The sequence below is a fragment of the Actinoplanes sp. SE50/110 genome (assembly GCF_900119315.1).
Lineage (GTDB): Bacteria > Actinomycetota > Actinomycetes > Mycobacteriales > Micromonosporaceae > Actinoplanes.
Map to the genome: position 1 here is coordinate 7,533,541 of NZ_LT827010.1, position 16,022 is coordinate 7,549,562.

At 72.3% G+C, this 16,022-nt stretch carries 12 protein-coding genes; 7 read left to right on the plus strand and 5 right to left on the minus strand.

Going from position 1 to position 16,022, the window contains the following annotated elements; genetic code table 11:
- Positions 1-21 precede the first annotated feature (21 nt).
- Positions 22-1,218 carry a SulP family inorganic anion transporter gene (locus tag ACSP50_RS33675; RefSeq protein WP_014693789.1) on the minus strand — a complete coding sequence of 399 codons (1,197 nt, stop codon included), beginning with the start codon at positions 1,216-1,218 and terminating at the stop codon, positions 22-24.
- A gap of 35 nt (positions 1,219-1,253) precedes the next feature.
- A complete protein-coding gene (locus ACSP50_RS33680) occupies positions 1,254-2,324 on the minus strand; it encodes an NAD-dependent epimerase/dehydratase family protein (protein WP_014693790.1) in 1,071 nt (356 codons plus the stop codon).
- Between the two features lie 179 nt (positions 2,325-2,503).
- On the opposite strand from ACSP50_RS33680, the gene ACSP50_RS33685 reads away from it, so the two are divergent.
- From ACSP50_RS33685 to ACSP50_RS33695, 3 genes are read left to right on the plus strand one after another with little or no spacing between them, the layout of a single operon-like run.
- Entirely contained in the window at positions 2,504-5,044 is a 2,541-nt protein-coding gene (locus tag ACSP50_RS33685) for a carboxylate--amine ligase/circularly permuted type 2 ATP-grasp protein (RefSeq protein WP_014693791.1), read from the plus strand.
- Between the two features lie 12 nt (positions 5,045-5,056).
- Positions 5,057-6,829 carry an N-acetylglutaminylglutamine amidotransferase gene (locus tag ACSP50_RS33690; protein WP_014693792.1) on the plus strand — a complete coding sequence of 591 codons (1,773 nt, stop codon included), beginning with the start codon at positions 5,057-5,059 and terminating at the stop codon, positions 6,827-6,829.
- A gap of 10 nt (positions 6,830-6,839) precedes the next feature.
- Entirely contained in the window at positions 6,840-8,666 is a 1,827-nt protein-coding gene (locus ACSP50_RS33695; protein WP_014693793.1) for a prolyl oligopeptidase family serine peptidase, read from the plus strand.
- Positions 8,667-8,854: 188 nt separating this feature from the next.
- On the opposite strand, the gene ACSP50_RS33700 is transcribed toward ACSP50_RS33695, so the two are convergent.
- Positions 8,855-9,853 (minus strand): Clp protease N-terminal domain-containing protein, encoded by a 999-nt coding sequence (locus tag ACSP50_RS33700; RefSeq protein WP_080128117.1) that lies wholly within the window; start codon positions 9,851-9,853, stop codon positions 8,855-8,857.
- 151 nt (positions 9,854-10,004) lie between these two features.
- On the opposite strand from ACSP50_RS33700, the gene ACSP50_RS33705 reads away from it, so the two are divergent.
- The 4 genes from ACSP50_RS33705 to ACSP50_RS33720 all read left to right on the plus strand — a co-directional run bounded on the left by ACSP50_RS33705 (position 10,005) and on the right by ACSP50_RS33720 (position 13,555).
- The gene (locus ACSP50_RS33705; protein WP_014693796.1) at positions 10,005-11,351 is read left to right on the plus strand and encodes a nitrate/nitrite transporter; all 1,347 of its coding nucleotides are present in this window, start codon (positions 10,005-10,007) and stop codon (positions 11,349-11,351) included.
- A gap of 10 nt (positions 11,352-11,361) precedes the next feature.
- Positions 11,362-12,090: a hypothetical protein gene (locus ACSP50_RS33710; protein WP_014693797.1), complete on the plus strand. Its 729-nt coding sequence runs from the start codon at positions 11,362-11,364 to the stop codon at positions 12,088-12,090.
- A gap of 4 nt (positions 12,091-12,094) precedes the next feature.
- Positions 12,095-12,598, plus strand: coding sequence for a DinB family protein (locus ACSP50_RS33715; RefSeq protein ID WP_014693798.1), 504 nt, complete (start codon positions 12,095-12,097; stop codon positions 12,596-12,598).
- 90 nt (positions 12,599-12,688) lie between these two features.
- Complete coding sequence (locus ACSP50_RS33720; RefSeq protein WP_014693799.1) at positions 12,689-13,555, plus strand: class I SAM-dependent methyltransferase; 867 nt, start codon at positions 12,689-12,691, stop codon at positions 13,553-13,555.
- A 218-nt stretch (positions 13,556-13,773) separates the two neighbouring features.
- Here the strand turns inward: ACSP50_RS33720 and ACSP50_RS33725 are convergent, their stop codons facing one another.
- Entirely contained in the window at positions 13,774-14,175 is a 402-nt protein-coding gene (locus ACSP50_RS33725) for an SRPBCC family protein (RefSeq protein WP_014693800.1), read from the minus strand.
- A 377-nt stretch (positions 14,176-14,552) separates the two neighbouring features.
- Positions 14,553-16,022 carry an ATP-binding protein gene (locus ACSP50_RS33730; RefSeq protein ID WP_014693801.1) on the minus strand — a complete coding sequence of 490 codons (1,470 nt, stop codon included), beginning with the start codon at positions 16,020-16,022 and terminating at the stop codon, positions 14,553-14,555.

A 16,022-nucleotide genomic window follows, 5' to 3' on the forward strand; every position in this document is an offset into this window, starting at 1 on the left:
ACAGTGCTTGCGGCTCGCTGATCAGGATCCGACCGCCAGCCGTGACGCACGCCGCCACGCCACCGCGGTCAGCACCCCGAGCGCCACTCCGGTGAGCAGGTCGACGAGCACCACCCCGGACGCCGTCACCAGATACGCCGGCAGCTCCCGGTGCCGGGCGTGGGTGCGGATCTGCGCCGGATCGATCAGCCGGACCCCGACCACGATCAGTACCGCGGCCAGCACCGCCATCGGGATGGTCTCCAGCAGCGCCGCGCAGAACAGCACGAAGACTGCGATCCACACCCCGTGCAGGATCGCCGACGCCCGGCTGCGCGCGCCCGCCGCCACGTTGGTCGAGCTGCGCACGATCACCCCGGTCACCGGCAGGCCGCCGAGCAGTCCGGAGAGCGTGTTCGCCGCACCCTGGGCGACGAGTTCCCGGTTGAGCCGGGCGCGCGGCCCGTCGTGCATCCGGTCGACCGCGACCGCGGACAGCAGCGACTCGACGCTGGCGACCAGCGCGATGGTGAGCACCGCGACGGTGATCCGGCGCAGCGGCGCGTCCGGCCAGATCGGCGTGATCAGCTCGGCGAGCGGTTCCTCGGGCAGGTCGACCCGGACCACGCCGGCGCCCAGCACCCAGGCCAGCGCGGTCACCGCGGCGACCGCCACCAGCGCGGCGGGTAACACGGTGATCTTCACGAAGCGCGGCCAGAGCAGCAGCACCGCGATGGTGAGCAGACCCAGCAGGGTGGCCGGGGCGTGGTGGATGGCGACCTGGCCGGGGAGCTGCCGCAGGTTGTCCCAGGCGTTGCTGTGCGGCGCGCCGCCGAGCAGCACGTGGATCTGGCTGAGCGTGATGACCAGGCCGATGCCGGCCAGCATGCCGTGCACGACGGCGGGTGACAGGGCGAGGGCGGCACGGCCCAGCCGGGAGATCCCGAGCAGGATCTGGACCAGGCCGGCGGCCGCCACGATCGCCGCGGTGCCGGCGAAGCCGAATTCGGCGACCGCGCCGGCCACGATCACGGTGAGGCCCGCGGCCGGGCCACTGACCTGGAGCGGGGCGCCGCCGAGGGCACCCGCGACGATGCCGCCGACGACCGCGGCGACCAGGCCCGCGAGCAGCGGGGCGCCGGACGCCGCGGCGATGCCGAGCGAGAGTGGGATGGCGATCAGGAAGACGACGACGGACGCCGGCAGGTCCCGGCGCAGCAACTGCGTCAGTACGGACATTAGGTAAAAATACCTAATGTCCGATAAGTCGAGGGTCAGGCTTTCCAGACGTCCCGGTTCGACTCGTACATGTCCCGCAGGATCATCGGGACGTCGTACGTCACCTTCCAGTCCGGGTAGTGCTCCTCGAACCGTGCGGTGCTGCTGACCCACCACTGGTGGTCGCCGACCCGGTTCTCCGGCACGTACTCGGTGTCGGCCGGCAGCCCGGCGATCTCCGAGGCCAGCGCGAACGCCTCCAGCACGCTGCAGTTCGAGGTGCGCCCGCCGCCCATGTTGTAGATCTCGGCGACCCGCGGCGCCCGGTGGAACGCCTCGAACGCGGACACCAGGTCGTGCGAGTGGATCGCGTCGCGCACCTGCTTGCCCTTGTAGCCGAAGATCCGGTATTTCCGCTGCTCCATCACGCAGCGCATGACGAACGCGAGGAAGCCGTGCAGCTCGGCGGCCGAGTGGCCGGGCCCGGTCAGCGTGCCGCCCCGGAAGACCGCGGTCGGCATGTCGAAGTACCGCCCGTACTCCTGGACCATCACGTCGGCGGCCACCTTGCTGGCGCCGAAGATCGAGTGCAGGCTGTTGTCGATCGTCATCGTCTCGTCGATGCCCTGGAACCACTTGTGGTCCTCGGGCAGCTCCCACCGGGTGTCCAGCTCCACCAGCGGCAGCGAGTTGGGCGTGTCGCCGTACACCTTGTTGGTCGAGGTGAAGATGAATGGCGCGTCGATCGCGTGCCGGCGGGCCGCCTCCAGCATGTTGAGCGTGCCGACCGCGTTCACGTCGAAGTCGGTGAACGGCTCGCGGGCCGCCCAGTCGTGGCTCGGCTGGGCCGCGGCGTGGATCACCAGGCCGATGCTCCGGCCGTACTCCGCGAAGATCTTACCGAGCCCCTCACGGTCGCGGATGTCCAGCGAGTAGTGGGTGTAGCGCGGGCCGATCTCGGTGGTCAGCCGCTCCAGGTTCCACTTGGTGGACCCGTCGGCGCCGAAGAAGTAACCGCGCATGTCGTTGTCGATGCCGACCACGTCCATGCCCAGACCGGCGAAGTGACGGACCGACTCGGAACCGATCAGACCGGCCGACCCGGTGATGACGACGACGTTGCCCATCAGGACCTCCGCTGGGGTGTGGATGCCGACGCCCGAGGTTACCGGTAGCGACGAAACCCACTGCCCACCGGTCGGGGGAAGTGATCACGATGCTTGGCGACGACCGGAAATGGGCACGTGACACATCTGCCACACCCGATCGGAACGCTGAGCGGACTTCCGAACTGAAGGCGGTAGCAATGGCGGAGTCCCTGACCCTGGGCGCGGAGGAGGAGCTGCACGTCGTCGATGTGACGACGCGCGAGCTCACCCCGCGGGCCCCGGAGATCCTCGACCGACTCGACCCGGCGCACTTCTCGGCCGAGCTGCACCGCTCGGTCGTGGAGACCAACACGCCGGTCACCACCACCCTGGACGGTCTGCGCGAAGGCATCACGCAGCGTCGCCGGACCGCCGTGGCGGTCGCCGAGTCGCTCGGCCTCGGCCTGGTGGCGGCCGGCACCGTGCCGCTGGTCGACCTGGACGCGCTGCCGGTCACCGGGACCACCCGGTACCGCCGGATGCTGCACGAATACCAGATGCTGGTCCGTGAGCAGCTGATCTGCGGCGCCCAGGTGCACGTCGGGGTGCCGGACCGCGACGAGGCGGTCTCGGTGGCGCAGCGGGTCGCCCCGGCCCTGCCCGCCCTGCTGGCGCTCTCCGCCAGCTCGCCGTTCTGGATGGGCGAGGACTCCGGGTACGCCAGCGTCCGCTCGCTGGTCTGGATGCGCTGGCCGACCGCCGGCGACAGCGGCGTGCTGCACTCCGCGGCCGAGCACGAGCAGCTGGTCAGCGACCTGATCGCGTCCGAGACGATCAGCGACCCGAAGATGGTCTACTTCGACGTCCGGCCGTCCGCGCACGTGCCCACCGTGGAGCTGCGGGTCACCGACGCCTGCCCGGATGTGGACACCGTGGTGCTGCTGGCCGGGCTGTTCCGCGCCCTGGTCCGGCGCGCCCAGCACGAGCACCGCGCCGGCGTCCCGCTGCCGCCCGCCCGTCCCCCGCTGCACCGCGCCGCGATGTGGCGGGCGGCCCGCTCCGGCCTGGAGGGCGACCTGCTCGACCTGCCCCGCACGCCGGCGCCGGTGCCGGCCACCGTCGCGATCGAGCACCTGGTCGGCGAGCTGCGACCGCACCTGGAGGAGCTGGGTGACTGGGAGCAGGTCTGCGACCTGTCCGCCCGCGCGCTGAGCCGGGGCAGCGCGGCCGCCCGGCAGCGGCGCGCCCTGGCCCGGCGCGGCCGGATCGCCGACGTCGTCGATCTGCTGATCACCGATACCCGGGGCACGGCGGCGGCCTCCGTTGCCGGCGGCGGCCTGTCCGGGCCCGATCGATTGCTGCCGTACGACGTGGCCGGCGACGAGGCGTTCCCGGCGGAGTCGGTGGCCCCCGAGTACGCCGAGGTGCTGCCGGTGCTCACCGCGCTCGGCGCGACCGGGCTGCGCAAACGCGAGGACGCGCGGGACGAGGAGCAGCGCGCCAACGGGGTGACCTTCAGTGTGGCCGGCGAGGCGGCCACCCGGCTGTTCCCGTTCGACCTGGTCCCCCGGATCGTTCCGGCCGCCGACTGGGCCGAGCTGCGGGCCGGGCTGACCCAGCGGGTCCGCGCGCTCAACGCGTTCCTCTCCGACGTGTACGACGACCGGGCGATCGTCGCCGAGGGCATCGTCCCGGAGTGGGTGATCGACGGCTCACCCGAGCTGCGGGCCAGCGGCGCGCTGATCGGCGGCGGCGCGGTGCGCGCCCAGGTGGCCGGCGTCGACCTGGTCCGGGACGCGGACGGCGGCTGGTGCGTGCTGGAGGACAACCTGCGGGTGCCGTCCGGCATCGCGTACGCCATGCAGAACCGCCGGCTGACCGAGAGCATCCTGCCCGAGCTGCCCCGGCCGCGGAACCTGACCCCGGTCGAGGACACCCCGGCCCTGCTCAAGGATGCGCTGCTCGCCGCGGCCGGGCCGGCCGCCGGCGACGACCCGGCGCTGGTCGTGCTCAGCCAGGGCCCGGAGGACTCGGCCTGGTTCGAGCACCGGATGCTGGCCGAGGCGATGGACGTGCCGGTGGTGCGCACCACCGAGCTGTTCGTCGACGGGGGCCGGGTGCACCGGCTGCGCGACGGCAAGCGCTATCCGGTCGACGTGATCTACCTGCGGATGGGCGAGGACAGCCTGGTGCACGCGCCGGGCGCGGACGGGATGCCGCTGGGCCCCAGCCTGGTGGCGGCGCTGCACGCGCGGACCGTGACACTGGCCAACGCGCTGGGCAACGGGATCGGGGACGACAAGGCGGTCTACGCGTACGTCAGCCGGATGATCGAGTTCTATCTGGGTGAGAAACCGCTGCTCGCCGATGTGCCGACCTACCTGTGCGGGGTCGCCGAGCAGCGCGCCGAGGTGCTGTCCCGGCTGGACGAGCTGGTCTGCAAGCCGGTCGACGGGTACGGCGGCGACCGGATCGTGATCGGCCCGCACGCCACCGCCGACGAGCTGGACGCGCTGCGCCGGCAGATCCGCGCCGCCCCGCACCGGTGGGTCGCGCAGGACCTGGTCCGGCTTTCCACCCACCCGGTCTTCGACGGGCAGCGGCTCGCACCCCGGCACGTCGACCTGCGCGCGTTCGTCTTCACCGGCCGACAGCCCGTGGTCGCCCCGGCGGCACTGACCCGGGTCGCCCCGGCCGGCTCCATGATCGTCAATTCGTCCCGGGGCGGCGGCTCCAAGGACACCTGGTTGCTCAGTTGAGGGGAAGGTCGTATGTGCGGAATCGCCGGTGAGATCTGTTACGGGGAGCGCGTCGCGGACACCGACGCGGTCCGCCGGATGCTGCCCGTGCTGCAGTCGCGCGGGCCGGACGGCGAGGGCGTGTGGGAGCACGGGCGGATCGCGTTCGGGCACCGGCGGCTGCGGATCATCGACCTGAGCGACGCCGGGCGGCAGCCGATGACCGACGACGTGCTCGGGCTGACCGTGGTCTTCAACGGCTGCGTCTACAACTACCGGGAGCTGCGCGAGGAGTTGCGCGGGCACGGATACACGTTCGTCTCCGGCTCGGACACCGAGGTGATCCTCAAGGCGTACCACCGGTGGGGCGCCGACTGCGTCACGCACCTGCACGGCATGTTCGCCTTCGCGATCGCCGAACATGACACCGGCACCGTCACCCTGGCCCGGGACCGGCTCGGGATCAAGCCGCTCTACCTCGCCGAGACGCCCGGGCGGCTGCGCTTCGCCTCGACCCTGCCGGCGCTGCTGGCCGCCGGCGGGGTGGACACCACCATCGACCGGGTGGCGCTGCAGCACTACATGACGTTCCACTCGGTGGTGCCGGCGCCGCGGACCATCCTGTCCGGGATCCGCAAACTGCCCCCGGCCACGGTCCGGGTGATCAAGGCCGACGGTACGGGGTCGGAACGGACGTACTGGTCAGCCGCGTTCACCCGGACCGCTGACCGCTCTGCCGGCGAGTGGGCGGAAGCGGTCCGGGAGAGGCTGAACATCGCCGTGAAACGGCGCATGGTGGCCGACGTGCCGGTCGGCGTGCTGCTCTCCGGCGGTCTCGACTCCAGCCTGGTCGTCGCCCTGCTCGCCGAGCAGGGCCAGCGGGATCTCACCACGTTCAGCATCGGCTTCGAGGCGGCCGGCGGCGAGAGCGGCGACGAGTTCGCCTACTCGGACCTGATCGCCAAGCAGTTCGGGACCGAGCACCATCAGATCAGGATCGGGCACGACCGTTTCCTGCCGGCCGTCGACCGGACGGTGGCGGCGATGAGCGAGCCGATGGTCAGCCACGACTGCATCGCCTTCCACCTGCTCAGCGAAGACGTCGCGCAGCATGTCAAGGTCGTACAATCAGGGCAGGGCGCGGATGAGATCTTCGCCGGATACAGCTGGTATCCACCGCTCGCCGGGGTGCCGCGCGAGCAGGCCGCCGAGGCGTATGCGCGGGAGTTCTTCGACCGCCCGCACGCGGCGCTGCGCGGGCAGCTCAACCCGGCCTGGATGCTCGACCGCGACCACGCCGCCGCCTTCGTCGCGGAGAGCTTCGCCCGGCCCGGCGCGGACACCGCGGTCGACGCGGCGCTGCGGATCGACTCGCAGGTGATGCTCGTCGACGACCCGGTGAAACGGGTCGACAACATGACCATGGCATGGGGGCTGGAGGCGCGCGTCCCGTTCCTCGACCATGAGCTGGTCGAACTCGCGGCGGCCTGCCCGCCGGAGCACAAGCTGGCCGCGGACGGCAAGGGGGTGCTCAAGGACGCGGCCCGCGGGCTGGTGCCCGACGAGGTGATCGACCGTCCGAAGGGATACTTCCCGGTCCCCGGCATCCGGCACCTGGAAGGCGCGATGCTGGACCGGGTCCGCGACGCCCTGCACGCCCCGGCCGCCCGGGCCCGGGCCCTGTTCCGCCCGGAGTACGTCGAGGCGCTGCTGGCCGACCCCAACACGCCGCGGACGACACTGGGCGCGAACCAGCTGTGGCAGCTGGCGCTGCTGGAGATGTGGCTGCAGGACAAGAACATCTGAAGGAGACCTTTTGCGTCAGCGTGACGACGTCGCCGTGCTGCCGGCCTTCACCGAGATCTCGTCGGAGATCGCCGGCAACTGGTCACCGGCCCTCTCCCCGGACGGGCGGCACGCCGCCTACGTCTCCGACCGCGGCGGCACCCCGGCCGTCCGGGTGCAGCCGGTCGGCAGCGACCGGGCCTTCGCGATCACCTTCCCGGAGCCGGTCGCCGCGGTCGCCTGGTCCTCCGGCGGGGGCTGGCTGGCCTGCCGGCTGACCCCCGGCGGCGCCCCGCGCCACGAGGTCTGGCTGGTCCGCCCGGACGGCTCCGACCCGCACCAGGTCGCCGGTTTCGGCACCGACACCGCGGAGAACATGCGCTGGCTGCCCGGCCGCCCGCTGCTGGCCGTCACCGAGAACCTCACCCACGCCCTGCTGGTCGACGCGGTCACCGGCACCCGCACCGTCGTCGCCACCGGCGACCTGATCTCGCTCTGCGACATCGACCCGGCGGGCCGCTTCGCCCTGCTGCGGCAGGGGCCCCGCGGCGCCCGCCGGATCCTCTGCAAGAACCTTCTCGCCGGTACGTCGGAGACCATCGCCCCCGGTGAGCTGGCTCTGTTCAGCCCGGGCGGCGGGTGCGTCTACGCCCGCAGCGAGGCGGGCGAGTTCCCGGCCCTGATCCGCGCCACCGCCGGAACGGTGGAAACGCTGACCACCGAGCCGGTCGAACTCGAAACCTTCGCGATCACGGCGGACGGCCGCACCGCCGCCCTGCTCTGGAACGTGCGCGGCGGCGAATCCGCCCTCGAACTGCGCACCCTCGACCACGTCGTCCCGCCGGCCTCCTCCCCCACGGGCCGCGCTTTCGAGCCCACCGTGGGAACGACGACGCGGTCGGTCACCGTGCCGCTGCCCGGGACGGTGATCTCCGAGCCGGTCTGGAGTTTCGACGGGTCGACGCTCGCCTTCACCGCGGAGAGCCCGGGACAGCCGCAGGGCGTCTGGGCCTGCGACCGCGACGGTGGCAACGTCCGCCCGATCTCCGCCGAGCCGGCCGCCCCCGACGCGGTCCGTCCCACGCTGGAGAAGGTCACCGCCCACGACGGCCTCACCCTGACCGGCTGGCTGTTCACGCCGCCGGGTGGCACCGCTGCGCATCCCACGGTGATCTGGCTGCACGGCGGCCCGGAAGCGCAGGAACGCCCCGGGCACGGACCGCTCTTCCAATCCCTGGTCCGCCGCGGCATCGCGGTGTTCGCCGCCAACGTCCGCGGATCGTCCGGCTTCGGCCACACCTTCGTGAACGCGGACAACGGGGCGCTGCGGTACGACGCGATCGAGGACGTCCGGTCCTGCGCCCGCCATCTGCGCGACTCCGGGATCGCCGGGCGGCTCGGCGTGATGGGGCGCTCCTACGGCGGCTATCTGACCCTGGCCGCGCTGTGCGCCTACCCGGATCTGTTCGCGGTCGGCATCGACATCTGCGGCATGTCCGACTTTGCGACGTTCTATCGCTATACCGAGCCCTGGATCGCCGCCGCGGCCGTCAGCAAGTACGGCGACCCGGTGGCCGACGCCGACCTGCTGCGCGACCTCTCCCCCGTGCACCGCCTGGACCACCTGCGGGCGCCCCTGCTGATCATCCACGGCGAGAACGACACCAACGTGCCGCTGATCGAGGCCACCCAGGTGGCCGAGTCCCTCGCCGCCCGCGGCGCACCGCACCGCCTCGTCGTCTTCCCCGGCGAGGGCCACGACCTGCTGCACCGCTCGTCCCGCGCCGCCTTCCTGCAGGAGACCGTCACCTGGCTCACCACGCATCTGTCAGGTGATCAGCGGAGCCGGCACGAATAGGACGGTGGCCGCCGCGAGGAGAACGCCGACCAGCCACCTCATCCCCGTCCCCGGGCCGAACGGCCGCCCCACCCCCACCGGAGCACGGAGCGGCCGCCCCATCCCCGACCGAGAGCCGAGCGGCCGCCCCGTCGTCGTCCTCGGGCTGAGGGGCCGCCTCGGCCCGGCGCGGCCGACGGGCGGCGGCTTCACTCCCCGCCCGCGGGCAGGCGCTGCTCCAGGCGCTCGATCCGGGCGATGAGCGGCTGCAGGGCGTCGGCGAGCAGCCGGCCCGGGTCCGCGGTGGCCGCCGGAGCCCCGCCGCTCCCCGCCTGCAGCTGCGAGTAGCCGGCGGCGGCCGCGGTGTTCGCCCGCAGGTGGACATAGCCGGCCAGCGCCGAGGCCACCGCCCGGCGGGTCAGCCGCGGCTCCGCGCCGGCCGCGCGCAGGATCCGGCCGGCCGCGCCGTCGGGTTCGCCGACCAGGCCGAGCAGCAGGTGCTCGCAGCCCACATAGTTGTGCCCGAGCCCGGTCGCCTCGGTGACCGAAAGCTCCAGCGCGCCGGCCGACGGAATGCTGAAGTGGACGCCGTCGCCGGGGCCGGGGGGCTCCGCCACGCCGTCCCGGTCCAGCTCGCGCAGCAGCGCCGAGGGCTCGACCTCCAGGGCGCGCAGCACGTGCAGCGCCAGGTTGCCACCCTCCTGGATCATCGCGCCGAGCAGGTCACCGGTGCCGACCGCGATCGATGCCGACCCCGCGACCTTCGTGGCGTCCGCGACCAGCGTCGACGCGACGGAATCCGTGGCGTCGTCGACGAAGGCTGACGCGACCGCATCCGTGGCGTCCTTGACGAAGGCTGACGCGACCGCATCCGTGGTGTCCGCGACCAGCGCCGACGTCGCGGACCCGATGACGTCCCCGGACGGCGCCGGCGACGCGGCGCCGGTGCCGGCCGCCGCGGCCCGGGCGGCCGAAGCCCGGGCGCGCTCGACCGCCAGGGCCAGCACGGTCCGGGTACGGCCGGTCATCAGCGGGAAGCGTTCCTCGAGGTCGCCGCTGGACAGCTCGCCCAGTGAGGTCTCCCGGATCGCGGTCACCCGGCGCACCGCCTGCTCCAGGGCCCGCTGGCAGATCGCCGATACCGGCAGCCCGGTCTCCCGGACCGCCTCGGCCAGCTCGTCGGGCAGATACACGTTGATCTTCGGCATCGCACGCACCTCCGCGGCACTTGGGGTTACCACCATATACCCCCAATAGGGTTACACCGACAACCGGCAGTGGGGAAACGCACGTTGCAACCCGGCGACCTGCGGAGAAGGGTGGAAACATCCTGTAAATCGCGCGAGTGGAAGGCGCCACATGTCCCTGCGACCCGGAGCCCGGGCCTGGGCGGTGTGGGCCGCCGGCCTCGCCGCGTACGTCATCGCCGTCCTGCACCGCACCTCGCTGGGCGTGGCCGGGCTGGACGCGCAACACCGGTTCGGTGTCGGCGCCGGCACCCTGGCCAGCTTCGCCGTGCTGCAGCTGCTGGTCTACGCCGGCCTGCAGATCCCGGTCGGCCTGCTCCTCGACCGTTTCGGATCACTGCGCCTGGTGGTCTGCGGCGGCCTGGTGATGGCCGCCGGCCAGGTCCTGATGGCGAACGCCCACGGGATCACCGGCGCGGTGCTGGCCCGCATCCTGGTCGGCGCCGGCGACGCGATGACCTTCATCAGCGTGCTGCGCCTGGTCCCGCACTGGTTCCCGCCCCGCCGGGTGCCGGTGCTGACCCAGCTCACCGGCCTGGTCGGGCAGGCCGGGCAGATCATCTCGGCGATCCCGCTGGCCGCCCTGCTGGCCGGCCCGGGCTGGCGCACCGCGTTCCTCAGCGCCGCCGGCGCGGGCGTGTTCGTCGCGCTGGTCGCGCTGGCCGCCCTGCGCGACACCCCGGAGCGCCGGATGAGCAGCGGCAGCCCGGTCAGCATGCGGCAGCTCGGCGCCGACCTGAGCGGCGCCTGGCGGCACCCGGGCACCCGGCTCGGCCTCTGGACCCACTTCACCACCCAGTTCACCGGCACGGTGTTCGCCCTCATGTGGGGCATCCCGTTCCTGATCGCCGGTGAGGGGCTGACCCGCGGCGAGGCCGGATCGCTGCTCACCGTCTTCGTGATCACCGGCATGGCGGCCGGCCCGGTGCTCGGCACGCTGGTGCAGCGCTACCCGCTGCGCCGGTCGCTGCTGGTGCTCGGCATCATCGCGGTGAACCTGGGCGCCTGGGCGCTGGTCCTGCTCTGGCCCGGCCGGGCGCCGCTGCCGGTGCTGATCCTGCTGGTCGTCGCTCTCGGGTCGGGCGGTCCGGGCTCGATGATCGGCTTCGACTACGCGCGCACCTTCAACCCGCCGCACCGCCTGGGCACCGCGACCGGCGTGGTCAACGTCGGCGGCTTCGTCGCGTCCCTGCTCACCATCGAGCTGATCGGGCTGATCCTGGACGCCCGCACCGGTGGGAGTGCCGACTATCACATCGCCGACTTCCGGGTCGCGATGTCGGTGCAGTTCCTGGTGGCCGCGGCCGGTCTGACCGGCATCCTGCGCACCCGGAAACTGGCCCGTCGCCGGCTGGAGCAGGAGGAAGGCATCGTGATCCGGCCGCTGCGCGTGGCCCTCGCCGAACGACGGGTTTTGGCCGCCTCCCGAGCGGTGAAGGAGGAGGGCTGGCGCGACTGAGAGGGGGCACATGACCGAGCGCGCGCAAGCCCGGATCTGGGACGGCATCGACATCCCGAAGACCATCGCCGGCACCCTGGCCGCGGTCTCCGCCGCGGTGATCGGATCCTTCCTCGGTGTGGCCGGCACCCTGGCCGGCGCGGCCCTGGTCAGCCTGATCAGTTCGGTCGGCACCGAGATCTACCGGCATTTCGTGCACCACGGCACCCGGAAGCTGCAGGCCGCGTTCGTGACCGCGCCGGCCGCCATCGGCACCCCCGAGGTGGCCGCGGCCCCGGCCGCACCGGCCGACGCGCCGGCCGGCCCGTCCCGGCGGATCCACTGGAAGCGGATCCTGCTCGTGGCCGGTGCGCTGTTCCTGCTGGCGCTGGGCACGCTGACCACGGCCGAGCTGCTGGCCGGCCGCTCCGCGGCGGATGCCACGAGCGGGCGGGACAGCGGGGCGCCGACCGTGTTCCACTGGAGCGGTAGGCACACCACCGACAAAAAGCAGGCTCCGGCACCTTCGCCCTCCACCACTGCGACCGGTTCCGATCAGACGGCCAAGCCCGCCGGGACCACCGCCCCCGCGGATTCCGGCCCCGGCCCGACCGCGACGACGAAGGCACCGCAGCCGGAGCAGACCGGCGGCACCGGGAGCACCCCGGGGTCGGACACGGCGACCGCGGGCACCGGTGATGGTGCTGGTGCCGACACTCAGCAGAATTCCGAGCAGCACTCCGACCAGCAGGGAGACTGAACCGATGGACGTCACAGGCCTGCTCGACGACGCGTACGGCCGGCTGCCCGCAATGGTGGAATCCGCGGTTCAGGGCCTCACCCCGGAGCAGCTGCGCTGGGCGCCGGCGCCGGGGGCCAACCCGATCGGCTGGCTGGTCTGGCACCTGACCCGGGTCCAGGACAGCCACCTCGCCGAGCTCCTGGACACCGAGCAGGTGTACGTCGAGGGTGACTGGGCGGGGCGCTTCGGCCGCAAGCCCGACCCGTCGGACACCGGTTACGGTCACACCGCGGCGGAGGTGGCGGCCGTGGTTCCGGAGAGCGCGGCCGCGCTCATCGAGTACTACCATGCCGTACACAAGCGGACCGTGAACTTTGTGCGAGGCCTGACCGAAGCGGACCTGGACCGGATCGTCGACCGCAGATGGGATCCGCCGGTGACCCTGGGGGTCCGGCTGGTCAGCGTGTACGACGATGACGCCCAGCATGCCGGACAGGCGGCATATGTGCGGGGGCTGCTGTCCTGACGTCACGCCCGAGCTGTCGCCGTGACGTCCCGCCGGAGGTGGTGGCCGTGCGGTCACGCGGGCTCCGGCTCCGACGTTCTTGGGGGGATCATGGCGGAGTATCGGGCCAGTCAGACCGCGGTGCTGGTGTGCCAGGGCAGGGCCGCGGCACACGATCGGATCGCGCCCGGCCGGTTCGCCGACCCGACCGCGTGGGAACTGCTCCGCGACGACGAGCGGACCCAGGTCGACCTGGTGCGCGAGCAGCGGTTGCCGGCCGACTGGAACGGCCGGGTCGGCTACGAGATGGTGCTGCGCTGCGCCGAGATGATGGTGCCGCGCACGGTGGCGATCGACGAGGCGGTCCGGGAACACCGTACGCCGCAGGTGGTGATCCTCGGCGCCGGGCTCGACGGCCGTGCCTGGCGGATGCCCGAGCTCGCCGAGGTGGATGTCTTCGAGGTCGACCAGCCCGCGTCCCAGCAGGACAAACGCGACCGCGCGGGGAAGCTGCCGGGGCGGGCGCCGGTGTTCGTCCCGGTCGATTTCGGCCGGGACCGCCTGGGTGACGCGCTGGCCGCCGCCGGACATCGCGCCGCCATGCCGACCACGTGGGTGTGGGAGGGCGTGGTGCCGTACCTGACGCCGGAGGAGGTGACCACCACGGTGCGGGCGATCGCCTCGCTGTCCCCGTCCGGGAGCCGCCTGATCACCAATTACCAGACTAAATCAGCATCCGCCGCCTTCGGCCGTTTCGTGGTGCAGGGGATGGCCCGGCTCACCGGCCGCGCCAACCCGTGGGCCGCCGAACCGTGGCGGTCGACGTGGCGCCCGGAAAGCATGTCGCAGCTGCTCACCCGGCACGGATTCACCGTCGTCCGGGACAACCACCTGCTCGACCTGGCCGCCGGCATGATGGCCGCCACACCGGACACGATCTCCTTCCGCACCAGCCGGGTCACGGTCGCCGACATCTGACCCCGCCCGACCCCACCTCCAGCCGCCACCCCGCGCGCGGCCTCGGTCACCTTGCCGCGCGCGGTTTCTCGGCCGCCGCGCCCCGCACGATTCTCAGCTCCCGCGCGACCTCGGTCACCGCGCCCCGTGGGATTCTCAGCTCCCGCGACTTCGGCCACCGCGCCCCGTGCGGGCTCGGCTCCCGTGCGGTCCTCGGCCGGCTTGGCCCCAGGTCGGGCCTACGCTGCTTCCAGGACCGCTTTCATCTCCACGATGCCGCGTTCGACGCGGGCACGGACCGCTCCGGCCAGCGCGTCCGGCAGCAGATCGGTCGTCCAGACGATCCTGGCCTGGTCCTCCACCTCGAAAACCTGAAAAGCGGCCTGGTGGTACGTCAACGGCAATCCCTGCCCCTCGACCACCGCATAGGCGAACCGGCGCAGCTCATGATCGATCGCGATGAGCAGCTCGCGGATCCGCGCCCCGTTCGGCATCGTCAGGGTCCGGAAGCCCCCGTCGATCTCGGCGGCCACCACGCGCCCCGGCAGGAGCCGCTCGTGCACCGCCCCCACGTCGGCGATCGCCTCCCACACGCGCGCCGCCGGAAGGTCGACAATCGTCTCCACCGCAACCGTGGCCAATCTCTACTCCCGGGTGAGGGCGCCGAGCATCTCGCCGGCGTCGGCAGGCTGCCACGGCTCCTCCGGGTGACCGGTAACGGTCAGCGCCACCGAGCCCGCGGCCGGCCGGGCACATACCCGGCCAGCGTATCGGCCTCGGTCACCGCGACCAGTACCCGCTGCCCCGTCGCATCGACCGACTCCACGCCGATCCGTACTCCCCGACCCGCCCACGGCGACGGCAACGGCGGCGAGGGCAAGGCAACGGCAACGGCAGGCAACGGGCGTAAAGAGGCGACGCTGACTGTCGTCAGAGAAAGTGACGAATCAAGCACCGCGGGGAGCCGCCCACCGCCGGCCCCGATACTGGGGACCGGCGACAGGCGCCTCCCGCCGATCTACGCCGACGCCGGCTCGCTCAGCGGCAGGCGCACCAGGAACCTGGTGTCGCCCGGCGCGGACTGCAGGGACAGGTCGCCGCCGTGGCCGTTGACCACGATCCGGTAGGAGATGTCCAGGCCCAGCCCGGTCCCCTCACCGACCGGTTTGGTGGTGAAGAACGGCTCGAAGACCCGTTTCTTGATCTCGTCGGGAATGCCCGGTCCGGTGTCGCCGACCGCGACGACGACCCGGTCGTCCTCCCGGTAGGTGCGGATGGTGAGGGTGCCCGCCCCGGACATCGCCTGTACCGCGTTGTCGATCAGGTTGGTCCACACCTGGTTGAGCTCAGCCGGGTGGACCGGCACCTGCGGCAGCGTCCGGTCGTAGTCTTTCACCACCCGGACCCCGTTGCCGATCTTGTGGGCGAGCATCACCAGGGTGCTGTCGATCCCGGTGTGCACGTCGATCCACTGGTGCGCCGAGCGGTCCACGTGCGAATACTGCTTGGCCGCGTTGACCAGTGAGGACACCCGGCCGGTGGCGTCCTCGATGTCGCTCATCAGCTGCTCGGTCTCCAACGCGTACCCGATCCAGTGGATCGCCTGGTCGAGCAGCTCGGGTGACTCGAGCCGGGCCAGGATCTCGGTGAGGCACTCGGCGTCGATGCCACCCTGCGCGAAGACCGGCGCGACGTCCCAGCCGCTGGTCACGCCGTGTTCGTCCATCCAGTCGCCGAGCTCGTCCTCCAGGTCGGCGATCTGCATGGCGGTGCGCACGGGCGCCTTCGCGGCCCGCTCGATCACCTCCTCCTGGAGCTCCAGCAGCGCGGTCAGCCGGTCGGGCGCGACCTTGCCCTTGGCCAGTTTGCCGAGTTTCATCCGCATCGCCGCGACCCGTTCACGGAGCGCTCCGGTGGCCCGGGCGGCGGCCGCGGCCGGATTGTTCAGCTCGTGCATGAGGCCGGCCGAGAGCGCACCGAGCGCCTGCAGCCGCTGCCGCTCGCCGATCGCCGCCTGTGAGCTGCGCATCCCCAGCGCCAGGCCTTCCAGCAGGTGGATCGCCATCGGGAACCAGTCGCGCATGAGCCGGCCGAAGTCTCCGGCGGAGAGCACGAAGAACTCGGCGTCGGAAAGCGCCCGCATCGACGCCATGTACCGCTGGGGCACGCCGTCGTCGCGCAGGTACGCGTTGGTGGCGCCCATGTACACGCCGCGCTGCTCGGTGCGGCTGGTCTGCACATCGTCCTGCCCGACCCGGCGGGTCAGTGCGATCGTTCCGCTGAGCAGCACGAAGAACTGGTCGGCCGGATCACCCTCGCGCAGCACCAGGCCGCCGCCGGCGACCCGCATGGTGCAGCCGTGCTCGGCGATCCAGGCGAGTTGCTCGTCGGTCAGCTTCTCGAACAGGAACAGCGATTTCAGCTCGGCCGGGGTGAGCCGCCCCGGTTCGCAGGGCTGGAGCTGGATCTCGTCCGCTTCGATGGTCAT

Bases quoted from the DNA above. Each gene is read 5' to 3' on its own strand.
- ACSP50_RS33675 (WP_014693789.1), bottom strand. From the start codon at position 1,218: ATGTCCGTACTGACGCAGTTGCTGCGCCGGGACCTGCCGGCGTCCGTC.
- ACSP50_RS33680 (WP_014693790.1), bottom strand. From the start codon at position 2,324: ATGGGCAACGTCGTCGTCATCACCGGGTCGGCCGGTCTGATCGGTTCC.
- ACSP50_RS33685 (WP_014693791.1), top strand. From the start codon at position 2,504: ATGGCGGAGTCCCTGACCCTGGGCGCGGAGGAGGAGCTGCACGTCGTC.
- ACSP50_RS33690 (WP_014693792.1), top strand. From the start codon at position 5,057: ATGTGCGGAATCGCCGGTGAGATCTGTTACGGGGAGCGCGTCGCGGAC.
- ACSP50_RS33700 (WP_080128117.1), bottom strand. From the start codon at position 9,853: ATGCCGAAGATCAACGTGTATCTGCCCGACGAGCTGGCCGAGGCGGTC.
- ACSP50_RS33705 (WP_014693796.1), top strand. From the start codon at position 10,005: ATGTCCCTGCGACCCGGAGCCCGGGCCTGGGCGGTGTGGGCCGCCGGC.
- ACSP50_RS33710 (WP_014693797.1), top strand. From the start codon at position 11,362: ATGACCGAGCGCGCGCAAGCCCGGATCTGGGACGGCATCGACATCCCG.
- ACSP50_RS33715 (WP_014693798.1), top strand. From the start codon at position 12,095: ATGGACGTCACAGGCCTGCTCGACGACGCGTACGGCCGGCTGCCCGCA.
- ACSP50_RS33720 (WP_014693799.1), top strand. From the start codon at position 12,689: ATGGCGGAGTATCGGGCCAGTCAGACCGCGGTGCTGGTGTGCCAGGGC.
- ACSP50_RS33730 (WP_014693801.1), bottom strand. From the start codon at position 16,022: ATGACCATCGAAGCGGACGAGATCCAGCTCCAGCCCTGCGAACCGGGG.